Raw genomic sequence first — 18,820 nt, 5'->3', positions numbered from 1 at the left:
CAAGGCGGGCGGCACTTTGCTGTCCTGGTCTCCTACTTGGTCTTGCCTGCGTAGAAGACAGCCGGCATGGCAGGCGTCTGCATCCCCTCGCCGATGAAGAAGCTGGGGTGCGGAGGCTGGTTGTAGCCCACGGTTTCACGGGCCACTGCCGTCCGGTACATGGGATCGTGCATCAGCGTGCGCAGCCGGACCCCGGTGGGTGAGGTGGTGGTGTAGATCCGGAGTTCGGTGCTGTCCGTGGACGGGAACACCAGTTCCTCGCGCCAGTCACCCAGCAGGTCCGCCTGCAGGGACGGATTGCCCTTGGTGTGGTTGTTGGTGCGGGCGCCGGTGGCGGTCAGCAAGCGGTCGCTGGATTCGGTTTCCCAGTTCCACTTGGAGATGGTGGGCACCCCCATGCCGGCCTCGGCATTGAAGTCGTGGTCGACAATTTCGCGCAGCAGGTCACCGTCCCACCACGCCATGAAGTTCGCCGCCGGGATCTTGTCCGAAATCCGCTCCCCCTTAGCGGACATGAGGAAGCCGACCGGTGAGTTCCAGGCTGCGTCGCCGCCTACGGCCCAGCTTTCCGAACCCGGGAAGCGGGGGTCGATGTCCCCCGTGGCGCCGCGGCCGGTGTCCTTGGTGGCAGGGATGCTCCACAACACCTCACCGGTGGCGGAATCCCGGAACGTGGCACCGCGGTTGCCGCTGGCGGACATGCTCTCATGGACGGCAAACGTCTCCAGCCCCGGCCGGGAGGGGTCAAGGTCGCCGGTGTGGATGGCATCGCCGTGGCCCAGCTTGGTGTTGTACAGCGGGGTGCCGTCGTCGTCGATGGTCATGGAACCGAAGACAAACTCGTCCTTGCCATCCTGGTCCACATCCGCCACGGACAGGTTGTGGTTGCCCTGCCCCTTGTATTCGGCGCCCGCAACGTCGGAATCGAACTTCCACCTCTTGGCCAGCTTGCCGTTTACCAGGTCATAGGTGACCAGGACCGTGCGGGTGTAGTAGCCGCGGCTGAACATCATGGAGGGGTGCTCACCGTCCAGGTAGGCCACACCCGCCAGGAAGCGGTCCACCCGGTTGCCATAGCTGTCTCCCCAGGCGGACACCGTGCCGCGGGGCGGATCGTAGGGGACGGTGTCCATGATGGTCCCGCTGGCGCCGTTGAAGACGGTGAGGAACTCCGGTCCGGCCAGCACGTAGCCGGCGCTGTTGCGGTAATCCGCGGCGGGGTCGCCAATGACGGTACCGGCGGCATCCGTGGTGCCGTCAGCGGTCTTGAAGGCAACTTCCGCCTTGCCGTCACCATCAAAATCGTAGGCAAGCATCTGCGTGTAGTGGGCGCCTGCCCGGATGTTGCGCCCCAGGTCGATGCGCCACAGTTTGGTCCCGTCCATTCTGTAGGCGTCGACGTAGACGTTGCCGGTGTAGCCCGACTTGGAGTTGTCCTGCGCGTTGGAGGGGTTCCAGAGCTGGATGATCTCGTACGTGCCGTCACCGTCCAGGTCTGCCACGCTGGAGTCGTTGGCGCTGTAGGTGTAGGGCTTGCCGTCCTTGCTGACGCCGTCGGCCGGCTTGTCCAGCTTGATGGGCAGGTAGTTCTGGGCCAGCGGAGTGAACTCCGCGGTGAGCTTGTCCTGTCCATTGCCGTTGCCGACGGTCTTGATGACGTACTTCGAATCCGCCGTTCCGGCCGCGTCCACGTAGGTGGTGGTGTTGCGGATGGGCTCGTCGGTGATCTGGACTCCATCGCGGATGACGTGGAAGCCTACGCTGTCCTTGTCCAGGCCGAGCATCCGCCAGCCCAGCGTGACACCCTGGTCGGTCAGGACAGCTACCGGGGCACGGTCCAGGTTCTCCACCTGGCGGGCGGGGCCTTGAACTGTTGGTGCCGCCGGACCTGCGGGTGCAGCTGGGCCGGGATCAGCCAGCGCCAGCGGCACTCCCGTAAAGGCGAGCGCGGCCGCGGTAAGGGTGGCGGCGGGTGCGGTCTTCCACGCCCTGCCCGTCCGGCGTTTGGGGGAACACATTGAGGGGTTTGCCAAGAGAACATCTCCTTTGATGCGGCGGCAGCCTGATCTGCCGCACGACAGTTTGGAACGTTTCATTCCATGCACAGCATCGTTCCGCGAGTGATTTCGGAGGGGATGCGAGCGGAAGGAAAGCGCTTTCTGCCCTTTAGGTTTATCAGCGCCTGACAAATCCGGTCAAGGGTTTGACGGAAAGTGATTGGGAGAAATTGTTCTGTTGCGTTTGCGAATGGTGCTTCTCGGGCTGTTCTCGTAGGCCCGCATCCTACTTCTGAGCCGCCGCCCGGAGCAGCGGCAGGGTGCGCGTGGGCATCACTTCCACGAGCGACATGGCTGTGCTGGTACGTACGACGCCGTCAATCGCCAGCATTGCGTTGGTGACCCGGTGCAGGTCGGCCGGGTCCCTCGCGGCCACCTTCGCGAGCAGGTCGGCATCACCAGTGGTGGCATGCATCTCGATGATTTCCGGGATGTCCTGCAGCGCGGCAACGGCTTGGTCGCTGGCGGACTGGCTGATGGAGATGGAGATGAAGGCGATGAGCGGCAGCCCCAGAGCTTCGGTCCGGACCCGCTGGCTGAACGGGGCCAGGCTCCCGTCCCCCGCCAACCGGCGGAGCCGGGCATGCACGGTATTGCGCGCCACTCCCAGCGCGCGGGAGAGGGACAGGACGGTGGCCTGCGGGTCCCGGTCGAGTGTGAGGAGGATCTCTGCGTCGAGGGCATCAATGAGGTGCATACTGAGCATTTTGCCACCATGGAAGGTCCTGGCGCCGGGATCTGTCCTATCAGAATCTGCTCTGTTGCGCAGGTGTCCTGTCCTGCCGCACGATGCTGTCCATGACCAGCACCTTTTCCGAAGCTGCGGCGCCCGAGGTCCGCGCCGCCGTCGCCCAACTCCCCGCCTACGTGGCCGGCAAGAGCGCAGAGTCTGGGCTGACAGCCGCGCTGGCTTCGAACGAAAGCCACTTCGCCCCACTGCCCTCCGTGGTCAAGGCGATATCAGCCGAAGCGGACCGGATCCACCGGTACCCCAGCATGGGCGCGGTGGAGGCACGGGACGCCATCGCCCGCCACTTCGGCGTCAGCCCCGACGAAGTTGCCGCCGGCCCCGGCAGCTCCGGCGTGCTGCAGCAGATCATTTCCGCCGTCTGCGGCCACGGCGACGAAGTGGTGTACGCATGGCGGTCCTTCGAGGCCTACCCCATCCTGGTGGCGGTGGCCGGCGCCGTCCCGGTCCCCGTGCCGCTGCTCCCCAACGAGCACCACGACCTGGACGCCATGGCCGCTGCCATCACCGAACGCACCCGCGTGGTGATCCTCTGCTCGCCGAACAACCCCACCGGGGTGTCGATCACCCGGGAGGCCCTGGAACGATTCCTCGGGTCGGTTCCACGGCGGGTGCTGGTGGTCCTGGACGAGGCCTACATCGAATTCCAGCGCGGCGCCGGCATTGATTCGCTCGATGCCTACCGCCGCCACCCCAACCTCTGCATCCTGCGGACCTTCTCCAAAGCGTACGGATTGGCCGGCCTGCGCATCGGTTACGCCATCGCCCACCCCAATATCGCCGAGGGCCTGCGACGCACTGCCGTTCCCTTTGGCGTCAACAGGATGGCCCAGGCGGCCGCGGTAGCCTCGCTCGCCGCGGGGGACGAAATCCTCGAGCGCACCGGGGAGGTGGCCCGCGAGCGGACCCGCGTGATCGAGGCCCTCCGCCGCTGCGGCTGGACCGTTCCTGACAGCCAAGCCAACTTCTACTGGATCCGGGCCTCCGACGCGCTTCGCACCCAGCTGCTTGAGGCCCTGGCCGGCGCCGATATCCTGGCCCGCGGTTATGCTCTGGACGGAGTCCGCATCACCCTGGCCGATGCGCGGACCAACGACCGCGTCCTTGCCGTCCTGGCCGACCGCGGGCGTTTCCTCCCGGACGCGGATGTTGCGGAAGCTGAAGCCCCGCAGGCGGCCAAGTGAGAACCGCCGTGGACGCTTCCGTTGCGACGGCGCCCGCTTCCCCGGGAGGGCGCGTGGGGGAGCCGACGGCGGGAGGTTCCGTGCCGCCGTCGGCCGTCCGTCATTCCGTGCTTGAGGACGTCCTGGGCATTCTGACCGGTACCTTCGCGGCCTCGCTGGGGCTGTTCCTGCTCAAGTCGAGCGGGGCCGTCACGGGCGGCACGGCCGGGCTGGCGCTGCTGGTCAGCTATTCGGTGGCACTGCCGTTCGGCGTCATCTTCTTTGCCGTGAATCTGCCGTTTTTCGCCTTGGCCGTGTGGAAGAAGGGCTGGAATTTCGCGCTTCGCACCGGAGCCGCGATTGCCTTGGTCTCGCTGATGGCGAGCCTTCATCCTGCAGCGCTGGGAACGCTGGACATTGACCCCGTCTACGGCGTGGTCGGCGGAAACCTGCTCGCCGGCGTCGGGCTCCTGATCCTGTTCCGGCACCAATCGAGCCTGGGCGGCTTCAACATCATGGCCCTGCTGCTGCAGGAAAAACTGGGATGGCGCGCCGGGTACGTGCAGATGGTGCTGGACGTGGCCATCGTGCTCTCCTCACTGGCCCTCGTTCCGCCACTGCTGGTCTTGCTGTCCGCGGCCGGCGCCACCCTCCTGAACCTCGTGCTGGCGCTGAACCACCGGCCCGGCCGGTACCTGGGGGCGTAACCGTATTCCGCTTGGGGAACCGGCACGGGGAGCCGGACGTTGTTATATTCTGTTCCTTTGAAACCGGGCCAGGGGGCGGTCCGGACACAGCACGTCGAACGGCCCGCCCATGACCTCCAACAGCACTGCGACCCCAAACAGCATCGCGGTTTCCCACAGCACCTCCTCCGCCCCACCTTCGGCGGAGACTGTCAACGATTTCTACCTCAACTGCCCCACCGGCCTGGTTGAGTACTTCTTCGCGGACGGCGTCTTCCGCTGGTCGGACGACCTGTACCGCATCTACGGGTACGAGCGCGGCGATGTGGTCCCGTCCATGGGCATGGCCCTTGCCCACATCGAACCAGCCGACCGGGCAGCGGTACTGGCCTTCTGGGACCGCGTCTCCGAATCCGGCGGCCCGTCATCGGTGTACGTGTCCATCCGCGACCGGAAGGACCGGCAGCACAAGCTGATGTATTCCGCCGACTTCATCTACGAAGGAGGCGAGCCCGTCGGAGTATGGGGGGTGGTGGTGGACCTGACCCAGTCCATCCATACGGACCGCCACCAGCTGGCAACGGAAGCCGTAGCCGCATCTGCCCGCAACCGCGCCATCATCGAACAGGCCAAAGGCATCCTGATGGGCCGCACGGGAGCAACGGCTGATGAGGCCTATGAACTGATCAGTCAACAGAGCCAGGCACTCAACAAGAAGGTCTACGCGATTGCCCAGGAAATCGTGGACCGCGCAGCACGGCGTTCCCCCGGCCAACAAAACCCCCGCAGCGAACAGAACTGAAGCCGCCTTTTGGCGGATCCGAAATATCCTGGCACCGGCTGCTGTTGCCGCCCATATGACAACAATCGGAATCATCGGTGCAGGACATATTGGAAGCCAGGTTGCACGGAAGGCCGTGGAGCTGGGCTACGACGTGGTCATCAGCAACTCGCGGGGACCGGAAACCCTCCAGGACCTGGTGGCGGAGCTGGGCCCCAAGGCGCGGGCAGCGACGGCAGCCGAAGCGGCAGCGGCCGGCGACTTCGCCGTGGTTACCGTTCCTCTGAAGAACTACAAGGACATCCCGGTGGAGCCGCTGGCCGGCAAGATTGTGATCGACACCAACAACTACTACTGGGAACGGGACGGCCGGGTTCCCGCCCTGGACCAGGGGCAGGCCACCACCTCGGGCCTGCTGCAGGAACACCTCCCCCAGTCCAAGGTGGCCAAGGGCTTCAACCACATCATGGCCAAGGACATCACCACGGACGGGACTCCCGCCGGCACCCAGGACCGCCGCGCGCTGGCCACCGCCAGCGACTACCCGGAAGCCGCCGAACTGGTCACCCGCCTGTACGACGAATTCGGTTTTGACACCGTCAACGTGGGGCCGCTCTCGGAGAGCTGGCGCGTGGAGCGGGACCGCCCGGCCTACGTGGCCCGGCAAACGGCCGCCGAACTGAAGGACAACCTGGCCAAGGCGCCGCGGACCATCTAGCCGGACCATCACGGCGGGACCATCCAGCCGGCCTGCCACTCCCAACCTGGCCAGCCACAGGAAGCCGGCCGGCAGGAAACCCTGCCGGCCGGCTTGGGTTCTCCCTATTTCCAGGCCGGTACCAGCACCACTTCGTACGGGCTGGGCGGCTGGTTGAACTGTGCATTGACCGCTGCGAGGGTGTCCTCCCCGAACAGCGCCACGGTAGTGGGGATATTGAAGTCGTCACTCCTGATGGTGTTCCTGACCACGGCGGAGGACAGGTCGGCGGAAAGATCAAGGCGCGTTATTTGGTTCAGCTGGTTCTGGACCGCCCAGACGTTGTCGCCCCGCACCAGGATGCCGTCCACGAACGGAACCTTGGCGCCCCTGATTTCTGCGCTCTTGCCGTTCTTTGGATTCACTGTGTACAGGGCACCGTTGACGGAGTGGGCCACAATGAGGACCTTGCCGTCAGCGGACGCGGCAATCCCGTTGAGGTTGAACCCTTCCTTAAGGTCGGCGGCCGGACCGTGGAGCTTGAGGGTCTTCACCTTGCCCAGTTCGCCGTGTTCGCCTACCGGCAGGAAGTAGAGTTCCGCGGCGGCCGAGTTGGTGAACCAGGCCCCGTCACTGGTGAGGGTGACGTCATTGATGAATCCTCCGGCAAGGTCGACGTCGGCCACCGGTTCGCCGGTGTCGGTGTTGTAGACGAACGCCTTGCCGGTGGCGGCTCCCGCCACAAACAGCAGGTGATGGCAGGTATCGGCCTTCATTCCGGCGGCGGCACGGCCCGCCGGTGCGTCGATGAAGCGGGTCGCAGTGTCCTTCCGGATGTCGCCGCGGAAAATATCGCCCGTGGTGAGTTCACCTGCATAGAACGTCTTGCCCTCCCCTGCCGCGATGCCCTCGGCGGAGGTGGCGCCGTCGAGCACTATCTCCCCTGAAGGCGGCGCGGCTCCGGCCGGAAGGGCCGTGGGGAGAAGCAGGGAAAAAGAGGCCGCAAGCCCTGCCGCGGCACGGCGGCACACTGTTTGGCGCATGCTGGTTCCTTAGTCTGGTTGCTGCGCGCGGGGCCATCTGCGGAAGCTCCGCACGATTGGTGCTGCCAGTTTAAGCGCAGGTGGGACGCTTGCGAAGGCAAGGGGGTACCCAATCTGCTTACAATCGAAACCTCTGACCACTACCGAGGGACCCATGAAGAAATTCGCCACAGCCCTGTTTGCCGCCGGCCTCGTAGCTTCCGCCACGGCCTGCTCCGCCACGCACCAACTGTCCACCGCCGAAACCTGCGAGCGGATCCAGGCCGTTGTGTCGAACCCCGCCAACAACGCCGGCAAGACGGGCATGAACAACCTCGCCAACCAGATCCGGCCCATCCACGCGGTGGCCTCGGACGACCTAAAGCCCGCTCTCGCTTCGATCCTCGCCTACACGGACGAGCAGGCCAAGGAAAACCCGGACAAGGACAAGCTCGCTGACCTGCAGTCCGGTTACCAGGAAGCCGGCAGCACCTACAGCAAGTTCTGCGGCCAGGCCGGCGGCTAGACAACCCTGCGAATCGGCCGGCCGCCTGCGGGACAGGCGGCCGGCCCTCCTTTTGGCCTAGAGCGTGGCCGGGTCGGTGTTGGCGCCGCACAGAATGACGGCGACGCGTTCATCCTCCCGGGGCACGTACGCACCCGAGGCCAGGGCAGCGTAGGCGGCCGCAGCGCCGTGCTCCACCACGATCCGGTAGTCGTTCCACAGCGCGGAGCGCGCGGCTACGATCTGTTCGTCCGTCACCAGGACGCTTTCGACGCCGCAGCGGAGCGCCACCGAGAATCCGATGTCGCCTATGCGGCGGGCACCCAGGGAGTCGTCCGCAACGCCGGAAACGGCGACGTCCACCGGTTCCCCCGCCACCAAAGCGGCATGCAGGGTGGGCGCCGTTGCCGGTTCCACTGCCACCACTTTGGCGGAGCCTTCGACGGCGGCGGCCACTCCGGCCATCAGCCCGCCACCGCCCACGGCCACCAGGATGGTGTCCACGTCCGGCACCTGTTCGAGCAGCTCCGTTCCAACTGTTCCTGCCCCGGCGGCAATTTCCGGCTGGTCATAGGCGTGGCAGTAGACCGCGCCGGTTTCTTCCGCACGGGCCACGGCGGCCTGGTAGGCGGCCGCATATTCGGCTCCGCCCTGGACCACCGTGGCCCCGATGGCCTTCAGCTTGGCGACCTTGACGGCGGGCGCGGCCTCAGGAACGAAAACCGTGGCCGGCACCCCGAGCTGGGCGGCAGCATAGGCGTTGGCCAGCCCGGCGTTTCCACCTGATGCCACCACCACCCCCACATCGGCGCGGAGTTCCCCGCGCTCCTTGCTGGCCAGGATGCGGTTAAGGGCACCCCGGGCCTTGAACGTGCCGGTGTGCTGCATGAATTCGCATTTGAACCACACTTCGCCTTGGACGCCACTGGCATCTGCCGCCATAACCGGGGTCCGGCGGATAAGCCCCGCGGTCCTGCGTGCCGCCTGGTCGACGTCGTCCCGTGTGATCATGCTCAGACTTCGTCGTCCCAGGTACCGGGCTCCCCCAGCGCCTCTTCCGGTTTGTGCTCCGGGGCACCGTCTTCGCCTCCCACGTACGAGGCCGGCACCATCCCGGCGGCATGGGCCTGCTGTTCCTCACGGATATTTGCTGCGCCGTGCTGTTCCGGGTGCTGGCCGGACTGGGGCGCCTTGGCGGCCTGGTCCGCGGCCTCATCGGGGTCGCCGGGCCCCCGGAGGTCTGCGGTGTTCTGGGGGTCGTCACTGGAAACGGTCATGGTCCTGCCTTTCACCTGGGAACTGCTGTGCGCGGCCGGAATAGGACCCCGCCGGCTTCCAGCCTAAGGTCTAGAGATAGTCGCCGGCCCGTTCCCGCGCTATTTCCAGCAGGGTTGAGTGGAAGGCCACCTCAGCCGGAGCGTAGACCTTATCCTGGCGCTGTGCCAGTAACACCCGGCGAAGCGGCGCTGCCTCACCGAGGCTGAGTACCCGCACGTCAGGATGCTGGAGTGCCACTGCTGTCTTCGGAACCATCGCCACTCCCATGCCCACGCTGACCATGGCCTGCGCTTCCTGGTAGTCGTTGGCCTGGAACGCAATGGCCGGTTCAAACCCGGCGTCGTGGGCGGACCTCTGCAACACCTCCACCACAGGATGGGCCTCCGCCCGCACGATCCATGATTCGTTCCGGAGGTCCTCCATGCTGACCTGCTTCCGGCCTTCCAGCCGGTGCCCGCGGGCCACCAGGACCACAGTGCTCTCACGGAATACCTCCGTGACGCGGATGGCATCATCGTGGAACGGATTCCAGGGGTAGTCCCACAGCAGGCACAAGCCGGTAACCCCTGATTCGAGGTCCGCCACGAGTTCGTCGAAGCGGGCGCTGCGCAGGGACAGGCCTATGGACGGGTACCGCTTCTTGAAGGCACGGATGACGATGGGCAGGAATGACCCTGCCAGGGTGGGAAAGGTCCCCACCGTCAGCGAGCCACGGTTGAGTCCCGCCAACTGGTTCAGGTCCGACTGCGCGGCGTGCATTTGCCGCACAATTTTGCGCGCGTGGCCCGCAAGCATTTGTCCGGCCTCCGTGGGCACCACGCCCCGGGAACGGCGGTTCAGCAGCGGCTGGCCCACTTCCTGTTCCAGTTTCCTGAGTTGCTGCGAGACGGCCGAGGGGCTGTACATCTTCAACTCGGCCGCCGCGGTAATGGATCCCTGCTCCACCACCTCCAGCAGCAGCGCAAGCCGCCGGATATCGAACAAATACTCCTCATCATCGTGAAGCAACTCTTCATCCTTCCCTCGATGTGGTTCATTGCCTGAAGATTTGCGGCGGTTCGCGGTACCAGGCGGGCTTACAGGCGGCTCAACGCCGGATTCGGGCGTCCATCCCACCGCTGTAGCGCAGTGATTGAAGCAATGCTACATGCCTCTTCAATTATTGAACATTGTCTTAACTTGTGACCTGGCTCATTCTCGAAACAGGCGCCGAACCGGAAGCCAGGCACAAGGAGATGTGGGACAACAATGAGGTTTGAAGCGGAATGGATGCGCGGGGGCACCAGCAAGTGCTGGGTATTCGAGGCCGAACACCTTCAGGAAGGCGGCGCCGGCCTGGACGAGCTGCTGCCGCGGCTGTTCGGCAGTCCCGATTCCCGGCAGATCGACGGCGTGGGCGGGGCCACTTCCACCACCAGTAAGGCCGTGATCCTGCACCGGCCGGCCGGGGACGGGGTGGACATCGAGTTCACCTTCGCACAGGTGGGCATCGAAGAAGCGGCCGTCGACTGGGGCAGCAACTGCGGCAACTACTCGGCAGTAGTTGGTCTTTATGCCATCGAGAAAGGCTGGGTGGTCCCCGACGGCGACATGACGCGCGTCGTCACCCGGAACACCAACACAGGCCAGATCATCGTGCAGCGGGTTGCCACTCCGGACGGTTCGCTGCCGGAGGTCCCGGCTGCAAACATGCCCGGCGTTCCCTTCCCCGGACACCTGGTGGGCCTGGGTTTCCACGACCCTGCGGGCAAGACCACCGGAGCGCTCCTGCCCACCGGTGCAGCAGTGGACACCATCAGCGCCGGAGGAAAGAACTGGACTGTTTCGATGGTGGACGCCGGAGCCCCGGTAGTCATGGTCCGGGCCGGGGAACTGGGCCTCGATCCGGCGCGGTTCGACAGCTGGACGTCCGGCGTGGAACAGCAGCTCGACGTCCTGGAACAGGTCCGCCGCCAGGCGGCGGTGCGGATGGGCCTGGCGTCCACCGCAGCCGGTGCGGCGCGGGCGATACCCAAGCTCGCCGTCGTCGGGGCTCCTGCCGGAACGGACCCCGCGTGCGATGTCAACGTCATGATGCTCTCCATGGGCAAGCCGCACCCCGCCCTGGCCATCACGGGAAGCATCGCCCTGACCCTGGCGGCACGGACGCCGGGAACCGTCCTGCATGCCATCACCGGCGCACCCCGTGGCGCCACGCTGCACCTGCGCACCCCGGCCGGGGTGATCGAGACATGGACCGAGGAACTGGACGGAAGCCTGCTCGTCGGCGTCGACCGCACTGCCCGCACCATCGCCACCACCATCATCCATCTCCCCGGGGTTTCCGGCAGCGCCGCCGCTGCCTCCCTCGCGGGCGCTACCCTCTAAGGAGGCCACCATGGCCAAGACTGTCCTGACCAAAGACTCGCCTGGCACTGACGGGGAGCGCACTGCAGCGCCCGCAGTGGAAACGCCGGAGGGGCGACCAGCACGCTCTTCCTCCCGGCGTCGTATCCTGCTGTGGACGGTGGCCGGCGTGGCCATCCTGGGGGCGCTTGCCCTCGTTCTCGGCGGCATGCTCAACCCGGCGGCCGCCCCGAACCCGGAGCCCTCCATGACTGCTGTCCAGATCATCCCGCTGGTAATACTGGTGGTGATGTTCGTCGTCGCCACCAAGTGGCCGCTGAACATCGGCGTGATGGGGCTGGTGGCGTCCTTCGGCGTCGGCTACTTCATGCTGGGGATGTCGGACAAGCAGATCCTCGACGAGTTCCCGGCCAGCATCGTCCTGACCATCATCGGTGTCACCTACTTCTTCAGCATGGCGCAGCGGAACGGCACCATCGACATTATCGTCAAGGGCTATGTCCGGATGGTCCGCGGCAAGACACTGCTGCTGCCGTGGGTATTCTTCCTGATCGCCGCCGCACTGACCTCGCTCGGAACCTTCTCGCCCGCCGCCATCGCACTGCTCGCTCCCGCAGCCATCGGATTCGCCTACGAATCGCGCATCCATCCGGTCGTGATGGGCGCGTTCATCATCAATGGCGCCCACGCCGGCGGGTTCTCCCCCCTGTCCGTTGCCGGCGTGCTGGTGCATGACATCGCACTGAAGAACGATTTCCCTATCTCCCAAGGCGGCCTGTTCATCGCCAGCTTCGCCCTGAACCTCATCCTCTCGGTGCTGACCATCGTCCTGTTCGCCCTGATCGGCAAGCTGCGTGACGGCGCTTCCGGCCAGCACGTTGATGTTGACACCTCCACCGGACGCCCCCACGGCCAGCAGGTCCTGACCCTGGCCCTGATCGCGGTGATGCTGGTGTGCACCCTCGGCTTCCACATGCCCATCGGGTTCGTGGCACTGTCTGCCGGCCTCCTGCTCGCGTTCGTCAACATCAAGGAACACAAGACCTTCATCGGCGGTATTTCCTGGTCCACTGTCCTGCTGGTTGCCGGCATGATCACTTACGTCTCCCTGCTGCAGCACGTAGGCGTCATCGACACCCTGGCCGAGCAGGCCCTGGCCCTGGGTGCGCCGCTGCTGATCGCCCTCGTCCTCTGCTACGTGATCGGCATCGGGTCCGCGTTCGCCTCCTCCACCGCGTTGCTGACCGCCTTCATCCCGATGGCCGGACCCCTGCTGGCCACCAGCTCCCTCAGCGCCTCCGGAACGGTAGCGGCGCTGGCCATCGCGGCCACCGTCGTCGACGTTTCCCCGTTCTCCACGGACGGCGCACTGGTAGTGGCCAATGCCCGCGAAGACGACCGGCAGCGCGTCTACAAGCAACTGATGTTCTATGCCGGCGGCGTCGTGCTGGTGGCTCCGGCCCTGGCCTGGGCACTGCTGGTACCCACCGGCATCATGTAACCCAACGTTTCCCCCGGGGCGGCCCGTCAGCATCTGCTGGCGGGCCGCCCTGCTGTGGGAGCCCGGCCGCCGCCTGGACGGGGGACGCTAGGCCCCTGCCCGGCGTTAAAACGGACACGGATCAGCGGGAGGAGGCCAGATGATCATTGTCCTGACTGGTATCGACGGATCAGGGAAGTCGACGGCGGCCCGCGCTTTGGTTGCCGACGTGAGGGCCCGGGGCGGCAGGGCCCTGCTGCTCAACAACCATGCAGGCCGTCGGGTCATGTCAGTGCTGGCGGCCCGGCTGGGAGTGCAGCTTCCTCCCAAGGTGGCTGACGCCGTCGAAACCGTTCTTCGGGTTGGCAACGTGCTCGTCTCGCACCTGCGCGCATGCCGGTTCGACGGGGTGGTGGTCATGGACCGGCACCTGCATTGCCAGCTGGCCCTGCGGTTCGCGAAAGGCCTTCCCCGCGGGCGGTTCCTCCCCTGGCTGTTGTCCCGCCTGCCGGCACCTGCTGCCATCTGCCACCTGGACATCGAGCCGGACCTGGCACACCGGAGGATTGTTGCCCGCGGGACTGATTCGGAAAGCCTCGAAGACCTTGAAGCCTTTGCCTCCGGATACCGGAACCTGACGGAATACGTGGAATTCGTCAAGGTGGACGCCTCCGCAGCGCCGGACCAGGTGCTGGAGCAGCTGGCGTCCCTGGCGTCCACGCCAGTCACAAAGCGCAGCTAGGCTTCCACATTGCGGAATTTGGTTTTCCTCTTGCGGAATAACTGTGACGAGGATTACTTTGGAAACAGCCCCGCAAACGGGCTGTTCCCAATTGATAGGCAAAGGTCAATGAAGATCCCAAACCCTGAGGCACTGAAGGCGAGTTCGGTGCCCGCGAAGAGGAAGCCGCTGTACAAGTCGCTCTTCTTCCAGATTCTGATCGCCGTCGTGGCAGGTGTCCTCATCGGGCATTTCTGGCCGGACCTCGGAGCACAACTGAGGCCGCTCGGAGATGGCTTCATCAAACTCATCAAGATGATCATCGCGCCGCTGATCTTCCTGGTGATCGTTACCGGAATTTCGGCCGTTGGCGACGTCAAAGCGGTTGGAAGGGTTGGGGTCAAGGCCCTGCTCTACTTCACGGCAGCAACACTGTTCGCCCTGGTCTTCGGATTGATCGTCGGAAACATCGTCCAGCCGGGCGCCGGCCTGAACATCGACCCGGCAACACTCTCCCAGGCAGACCTGGACGCGAAGACCGGTTCGGCGGCCCCCAAGGACGCCGCATCCTTCATCCTCGACATCATTCCCGCCAGCGTCATCGGGGCGTTCGCCAGCAACAGCCTCCTGCAGGTCCTCTTCTTCTCGGTCTTCTTCGGTGCCGCGATTGTGGTTATCGGGCGCGAAAAGTGCATGCCGGTCATCAACGTCATGGAAACCGTCCTCGAACTGATCTTCAAGATCATGGCCTGGATCATGAAGATCGCACCCATCGGCGCGTTCGGAGCCATGGCGTTCATCATCGGCCAGTACGGGCTGGACTCGCTGGGCACCTATGCGGTCCTGATTGCCGCCTGCTACGGCGCGGCGCTGGTCTTCATCGGCCTGCTCTTTGTCGTGGCCTGGGGATTTGCCCGCGTGCCGCTCTGGCAGTTCCTGAAGTACACCCGGGAAGAATTCCTCCTGGCGCTGGGTACGGCGTCAACCGAGGCAGTGATGCCCCGGATCATGACCAAGCTGACCAACGCGGGCTGCTCGCGCGCCACCACTGGGCTGGTGGTCCCCACCGGCTACTCCTTCAACCTGGACGGCGCGGCAATCTACCTGTCCATCTCCCTGCTCTTCCTGGCCCAGGCCTTTGGCCACAACCTTGACCTTGGCCAGCAACTGGCCGCCCTCGGGGTGCTCCTGCTGACATCCAAGGGCATGGCCGGCGTGCCCGGTTCATCCTTCCTTGCCCTCTCGGCAACCGCCGCAGCGCTCGGCATCTTCCCGGTGGCCGGCGTCGCGCTCCTCCTGGGCGCAGACCGGCTCATGGACTCGATGCGCGTGGTGGTCAACCTGCTGGGCAACTGCGTGGCCACGTTCATCGTCTCCAAATGGGAGGGACAGTTCGACCGCAGTGTCATGCTGCGCGCCTTCAACGGTGAGATCACCAACCACGACTCCGCGATCCTGCTCGGCAAAGAAGAGGATTTCGAAGGCCAGGAATTGAAGCGGCTTTCCGAGGGCCAGGACCCCTCTCCCAAGTTCAGCGGCGCCCCCACCCGGGAGGTAGTTGCAGAACTTCCCGCCGACAACGCCGCCCGGGCCGGGCTGGGCAGCAAGGCCAAGTAGGCAGCCTGCTGCGCGCACACGCCAAGGGGCGGGCCGGGACTGAACAGTCCCGGCCCACCCCTTTCGCTTCCATGCCAGGGTGCCGGCAGGGCAGGCGCCCTTAGCGCGAGGCGCTCGGCGAGGCCGACGACGAGGCGCCGCTGCCCGAGGACATCGTCGCCGAAGAGGTGGACGATGCGGTTGGCGACGCGGTTGACGACGCCGAACTGCTCGGAGAGGACATGCCCGACGAGCCGGATGAACTGGTTGCTGAAGCGCTGGACGTCGAGCCGCTTTCAGCCTTCTTCAGCACGTCGTTGATCAGGTCCTCAAGCTCCTTCTTGTCCTTGTCCCCCAGATCGGTTCCGCTCTTGGTTGCGACCACCAGGAGACGTCCCTGCGCGGCCGAAACCTGCATCAGCTTCTGCTGGTTGTCACCGCTACGGGTGCTGACGGTGGCGAAGGTCTTGTCCGCGTCCGTGTCCGCCTGGACTTCCTGGCTGGATACTTCGTATTTCTGCCCCAGCGCGGAGACCGAGAACTTGGCACACTGGTCCATCTTGCCGCTGATGTCATTGAGCGTCTTGACGGCGTCAGGGCCTTCGCTGCCGGACTGGGCGGACAAGGTGCGGGGCTGGTTGCCCTCGGACAGCGCCACGGCCACGTCACCGTTTTCCACCTTGTCCAGCAAACCGGCAGTGGCGATGTCCTTGCAGTCCTTGGGATCAATGGTTGCGGTGCTCATCAGCAGGTTGGCGATGTTCCCGCCCTGGTCAACCTGCTCCTTCGAATAGAGCTTCAGTTCATTGCCGTCGGCGTCCTTCATGCCTGAGATGAGGTTGCGGAGCTCATCCTCCGAATACACCTTCGCACTCGCCGACGGGCTGGCGGAGGCCGAGGCCGACGTCGTTCCTGACGGACTGGCAGTACCGCTGCCGCCTCCCGAGCAGCCGGCCAGGGCCAGCATTGCCGCAGTCACCACTCCAAGCGCAGATACTTTCCGCATCAGGTTCACCCTCCGAAAATAGACAGCATGCTTAGTGTTTCCACTGTAAAGGGTGAGGGCAGGTGACGAAAATACCCGATCGGAATCTTTGCGGCAGAGACGCTGTTCACCCGCCCCGGCGTCGAACATCCTGCACTTGTGGATGCCGCCAGGCCCCGCTGGCTTTCATCTGGTGGCCAAGGCTCCGGGAGATAGCCCGGGCGGCTGCCCGGACGAGCGGGACCAGTTCGTGCGCAGGCGTCTCAGCATCGGGCACCACGATGGACAACGCGGCCGCCACACCGCCGTCCGCCCCGTGGATGGGCGCCGCCACCGAGACCGTGCGGGAGGGATGCTTTCTTCGAACGACGGCGACGCCGGACTGCTTTACCTCCGCAAGGACAGCGCGGAGCCGCCCGGCGGCAAGGGTGCCCAGCCCTAATTCGGGCACCGCGGGATCCTCCAGCAGTTCCTGCAGCAGCTCCGGTCCGGCGTTGGCAAGAAGGACCTGGCCGACGGCGGTGGTCCGCAGGGGCATTCGGCCTCCCACACGATAGGCCACCTCAGTCGCCGTCCGGGAGGAGAGCCTGTCGATCAGGACCGCGTCCCGTCCTTCGAGAACGGAGAGCAGGACATGGTGCCGCGTCACTTCGTACAGGTCCTCCAGGTAAGGCAGAGCGATCTGACGCACCCCATGGCCCCGGGGCGAGAGCGAGGCAATCTCCCACAGGCGCACCCCCACCACATAACGGCCGTCCTCAAGGCGTTCCAGCGCGCCCCACTCCGTCAAGTGCCGGACCAGCCTTAAGGCGGTGGCGGGAGCGAGGCCGGCCAGGCGGGACAGCTCAGACAGGTTCAGGGCGCGGCGCTGTTCGGTGAACTGTGCCAGCAGGCTGAGGGCCCGCACCACCACCGGCTGGCCCACAAGATCCCGGCCTTCCCTGGCAGCACGTCCTGCTCCCGCCACCGCATCTCCCTTCGGTTCCCTTCCTTCCAGCCTGACTTCTGTGCCCTGCACCACAAACTGCAGTTTCACTCAGTGAAAAGCACGATTTCTGCGCGGTTTGGCGGCGGGCAGGCTGTTGGACAACAGCCGGAGCCAACCGGCGCCACTATCCGATTGGAATCAACGATGAACTCCAATGCCCCAAGGAAGTCCCTGGCCGCTATCTTCGTGCTGTGCTGGCTGGGTCTCCTCGCCGATGGCTATGACCTTTACGTCTACGGCGCCACGCTGCCCGGACTGATAGGACGCCCACCGTATAACGCCACACCTGCCGCAGCCGGCGCCGTGGGTTCAATCGCCCTGGTGGGGATGCTGCTCGGCTCCCTGATCGTCGGTACGCTGACGGACCGGCTTGGCCGGCGCAGGATTTTCGTCAGCGCGCTGGCACTGTTTTCGCTTGCCATGCTGGCCTGCTCCATGGCCCCGACGTGGGAGCTGTTCGCAGCGTTCCGTTTTACCGCCTGCTTCGGCGTGGGCGGACTGCTCCCGACGGCGGTGGCACTCACCAACGAGTTCGCCCCACCCGGCCGGAAGTCCCTGGTGCTGGGCGCAGTCCTCACGGGACCCGCCGTCGGAACGGTGATCGCATCCCTGAGTTCACTGGCATTGCTGGAATCCAGCGGCTTCCGTCCGGTCTACGCCATTGGTGCCGCTGGGCTCCTCATCACTCCCTTCGCCTGGGTCCTGCTGCCGGAGTCGCCGTCGTTCCTTCGGACGCAGCGCCGCACTGCCGAGGCGGACAGGATCGAGGACGCCTACGGCCTGCCCCGCACCACCGATGCCACGGCGTCGACCCTCCGCACCTCCCCCACCCGCGCACTGTTCGCCAACGGGACAACCCGCACCACCGTGTTGCTCTGGGCGGTCACCGTCCTGAGCCTGCTGACCATCTTTGGTGTGAGCACCTGGTTGCCGCAGATCATGCGCACGGCAGGCTTCGGCGTCGGATCCTCTGTGTCTTTCCTGCTCGCATACTCCGTGGGGGCCGTCGTCGGCACCGTGTTGGCATCCGTCGCCAGCCAGAAGGTGGGCCCGAGGCCGCTGGTAGTTACCGGATTCGTCAGCGCCGCGGCGGCCCTGCTGCTGATGGCCTTCAATCCGCCGGCCGCGCTTATGACTGTCCTGGCCGCCGTCGCCGGCTTTGGCGGGCTGGGAACGCAGAACATGATCAACGACTACATCGCCCAGTTCTACCCGGCGGCCACCCGGGCCACCGGCCTTGGCTGGGCCCTTGCCGTCGGCAGGCTGGGTGCCATCGCCGGGCCTTCCTACGGGGCGCTGCTGGTTGGCTTTGGTGGCGGGGTGCCGGTTGCCGCGATGGCGTTTGCGGCGCCGGCGCTGCTCGGCGCCGTTTTGATGTTTGCCCTGCGCGCCAAGGCTTCAGGGGTGCCTGCGCCGGCGCCGGACACGGAAATGGTGGCCTGACAGTGCCGGGCTTCCGGGCGCGTGGCGGCCCTGCACCCGGGTCTCAGTGCTCGTTGTCAGACCCTCGTTGGATGATGTGGGTATGGGAATCAGCAGCGGTGTTCGGGTTGTGACGGAGGGTATTTCTGCCTCTGTTGCCGCTCTTCGCGCGCTGGACCGGGACGATGCTGCTTTGGCTTCCGGCGCTCATGCAGGCAGTGATGTGGATGTGTTGCAGCGGCGGTATGAGCTCCGGCTGGAACGGCTGGAGGTGGTGAAGCGGCTGGAGGGCCGGCTCGCCGCGGTGAAGGCGCGCGATGTTGCCGACGCTGTTGAGTTCCAGCA

The 18,820-nt window shown here is 65.6% G+C and carries 18 protein-coding genes and 1 pseudogene; 11 read left to right on the top strand and 8 right to left on the bottom strand.

Annotation, left to right across the window (positions count from 1 at the left end; genetic code table 11):
• Window positions 1–32: 32 nt before the first annotated feature.
• Together PUN71_RS15835 and PUN71_RS15830 are read right to left on the bottom strand one after the other, a co-directional pair.
• Window positions 33–2,018 carry a rhamnogalacturonan lyase gene (locus PUN71_RS15835; protein ID WP_277799259.1) on the bottom strand — a complete coding sequence of 662 codons (1,986 nt, stop codon included), beginning with the start codon at window positions 2,016–2,018 and terminating at the stop codon, window positions 33–35.
• Window positions 2,019–2,283: 265 nt separating this feature from the next.
• A complete protein-coding gene (locus PUN71_RS15830; RefSeq protein WP_277799187.1) occupies window positions 2,284–2,763 on the bottom strand; it encodes an Lrp/AsnC family transcriptional regulator in 480 nt (159 codons plus the stop codon).
• Window positions 2,764–2,846: 83 nt separating this feature from the next.
• On the opposite strand from PUN71_RS15830, the gene hisC reads away from it, so the two are divergent.
• The 4 genes from hisC (at window position 2,847) to PUN71_RS15810 (ending at window position 6,153) form a co-directional block, all read left to right on the top strand.
• Window positions 2,847–3,989, top strand: coding sequence for a histidinol-phosphate transaminase (hisC, locus tag PUN71_RS15825; RefSeq protein ID WP_277799186.1), 1,143 nt, complete (start codon window positions 2,847–2,849; stop codon window positions 3,987–3,989).
• 53 nt (window positions 3,990–4,042) lie between these two features.
• Window positions 4,043–4,675, top strand: a complete 633-nt coding sequence (locus PUN71_RS15820) for a YitT family protein (protein ID WP_277799258.1) — start codon at window positions 4,043–4,045, stop codon at window positions 4,673–4,675.
• A 109-nt stretch (window positions 4,676–4,784) separates the two neighbouring features.
• The gene (locus PUN71_RS15815; RefSeq protein ID WP_277799185.1) at window positions 4,785–5,456 is read left to right on the top strand and encodes an ANTAR domain-containing protein; all 672 of its coding nucleotides are present in this window, start codon (window positions 4,785–4,787) and stop codon (window positions 5,454–5,456) included.
• Window positions 5,457–5,484: 28 nt separating this feature from the next.
• The gene (locus PUN71_RS15810) at window positions 5,485–6,153 is read left to right on the top strand and encodes an NADPH-dependent F420 reductase (RefSeq protein WP_276202735.1); all 669 of its coding nucleotides are present in this window, start codon (window positions 5,485–5,487) and stop codon (window positions 6,151–6,153) included.
• 104 nt (window positions 6,154–6,257) lie between these two features.
• Here the strand turns inward: PUN71_RS15810 and PUN71_RS15805 are convergent, their stop codons facing one another.
• Complete coding sequence (locus PUN71_RS15805; protein WP_043452542.1) at window positions 6,258–7,175, bottom strand: SMP-30/gluconolactonase/LRE family protein; 918 nt, start codon at window positions 7,173–7,175, stop codon at window positions 6,258–6,260.
• 154 nt (window positions 7,176–7,329) lie between these two features.
• Here PUN71_RS15805 and PUN71_RS15800 point away from each other — a divergent pair, with 154 nt between their 5' ends.
• On the top strand, window positions 7,330–7,680 hold the full coding sequence (locus tag PUN71_RS15800) for a hypothetical protein (protein ID WP_018770711.1): 351 nt from the start codon (window positions 7,330–7,332) through the stop codon (window positions 7,678–7,680).
• Between the two features lie 57 nt (window positions 7,681–7,737).
• On the opposite strand, the gene PUN71_RS15795 is transcribed toward PUN71_RS15800, so the two are convergent.
• The 3 genes from PUN71_RS15795 to PUN71_RS15785 form a co-directional block, all read right to left on the bottom strand.
• The gene (locus PUN71_RS15795) at window positions 7,738–8,670 is read right to left on the bottom strand and encodes a threonine/serine dehydratase (protein WP_277799184.1); all 933 of its coding nucleotides are present in this window, start codon (window positions 8,668–8,670) and stop codon (window positions 7,738–7,740) included.
• 2 nt (window positions 8,671–8,672) lie between these two features.
• The gene (locus tag PUN71_RS15790; RefSeq protein ID WP_277799183.1) at window positions 8,673–8,936 is read right to left on the bottom strand and encodes a hypothetical protein; all 264 of its coding nucleotides are present in this window, start codon (window positions 8,934–8,936) and stop codon (window positions 8,673–8,675) included.
• Between the two features lie 70 nt (window positions 8,937–9,006).
• The gene (locus PUN71_RS15785; protein WP_043452538.1) at window positions 9,007–9,945 is read right to left on the bottom strand and encodes a LysR family transcriptional regulator; all 939 of its coding nucleotides are present in this window, start codon (window positions 9,943–9,945) and stop codon (window positions 9,007–9,009) included.
• Window positions 9,946–10,185: 240 nt separating this feature from the next.
• On the opposite strand from PUN71_RS15785, the gene PUN71_RS15780 reads away from it, so the two are divergent.
• From PUN71_RS15780 to PUN71_RS15765, 4 genes are all read left to right on the top strand, one after another.
• On the top strand, window positions 10,186–11,304 hold the full coding sequence (locus PUN71_RS15780; protein ID WP_277799182.1) for a PrpF domain-containing protein: 1,119 nt from the start codon (window positions 10,186–10,188) through the stop codon (window positions 11,302–11,304).
• 10 nt (window positions 11,305–11,314) lie between these two features.
• Window positions 11,315–12,784, top strand: a complete 1,470-nt coding sequence (locus PUN71_RS15775) for an SLC13 family permease (protein ID WP_277799181.1) — start codon at window positions 11,315–11,317, stop codon at window positions 12,782–12,784.
• A gap of 139 nt (window positions 12,785–12,923) precedes the next feature.
• Window positions 12,924–13,505 (top strand): nucleoside/nucleotide kinase family protein, encoded by a 582-nt coding sequence (locus tag PUN71_RS15770; protein ID WP_277799180.1) that lies wholly within the window; start codon window positions 12,924–12,926, stop codon window positions 13,503–13,505.
• Window positions 13,506–13,613: 108 nt separating this feature from the next.
• Entirely contained in the window at window positions 13,614–15,101 is a 1,488-nt protein-coding gene (locus tag PUN71_RS15765; RefSeq protein WP_277799179.1) for a cation:dicarboxylate symporter family transporter, read from the top strand.
• A 100-nt stretch (window positions 15,102–15,201) separates the two neighbouring features.
• Here PUN71_RS15765 and PUN71_RS15760 read toward each other — a convergent pair whose 3' ends face one another.
• On the bottom strand, window positions 15,202–16,086 hold the full coding sequence (locus PUN71_RS15760) for a hypothetical protein (protein ID WP_277799178.1): 885 nt from the start codon (window positions 16,084–16,086) through the stop codon (window positions 15,202–15,204).
• 106 nt (window positions 16,087–16,192) lie between these two features.
• On the bottom strand, window positions 16,193–17,032 hold the full coding sequence (locus PUN71_RS15755) for an IclR family transcriptional regulator (RefSeq protein ID WP_082007054.1): 840 nt from the start codon (window positions 17,030–17,032) through the stop codon (window positions 16,193–16,195).
• A 165-nt stretch (window positions 17,033–17,197) separates the two neighbouring features.
• On the opposite strand from PUN71_RS15755, the gene PUN71_RS15750 reads away from it, so the two are divergent.
• Window positions 17,198–18,496, top strand: coding sequence for an MFS transporter (locus PUN71_RS15750; RefSeq protein ID WP_277799177.1), 1,299 nt, complete (start codon window positions 17,198–17,200; stop codon window positions 18,494–18,496).
• 82 nt (window positions 18,497–18,578) lie between these two features.
• A pseudogene (locus PUN71_RS15745) lies at window positions 18,579–18,820 on the top strand (HNH endonuclease signature motif containing protein); the annotation flags it as partial.

The sequence above is a fragment of the Arthrobacter sp. NQ7 genome (assembly GCF_029581595.2).
GTDB classification, from domain to species: domain Bacteria; phylum Actinomycetota; class Actinomycetes; order Actinomycetales; family Micrococcaceae; genus Arthrobacter; species Arthrobacter phenanthrenivorans_B.
Note: the sequence above shows the minus strand (reverse complement) of the source record. Positions and strands in the feature narration are given on the sequence as shown.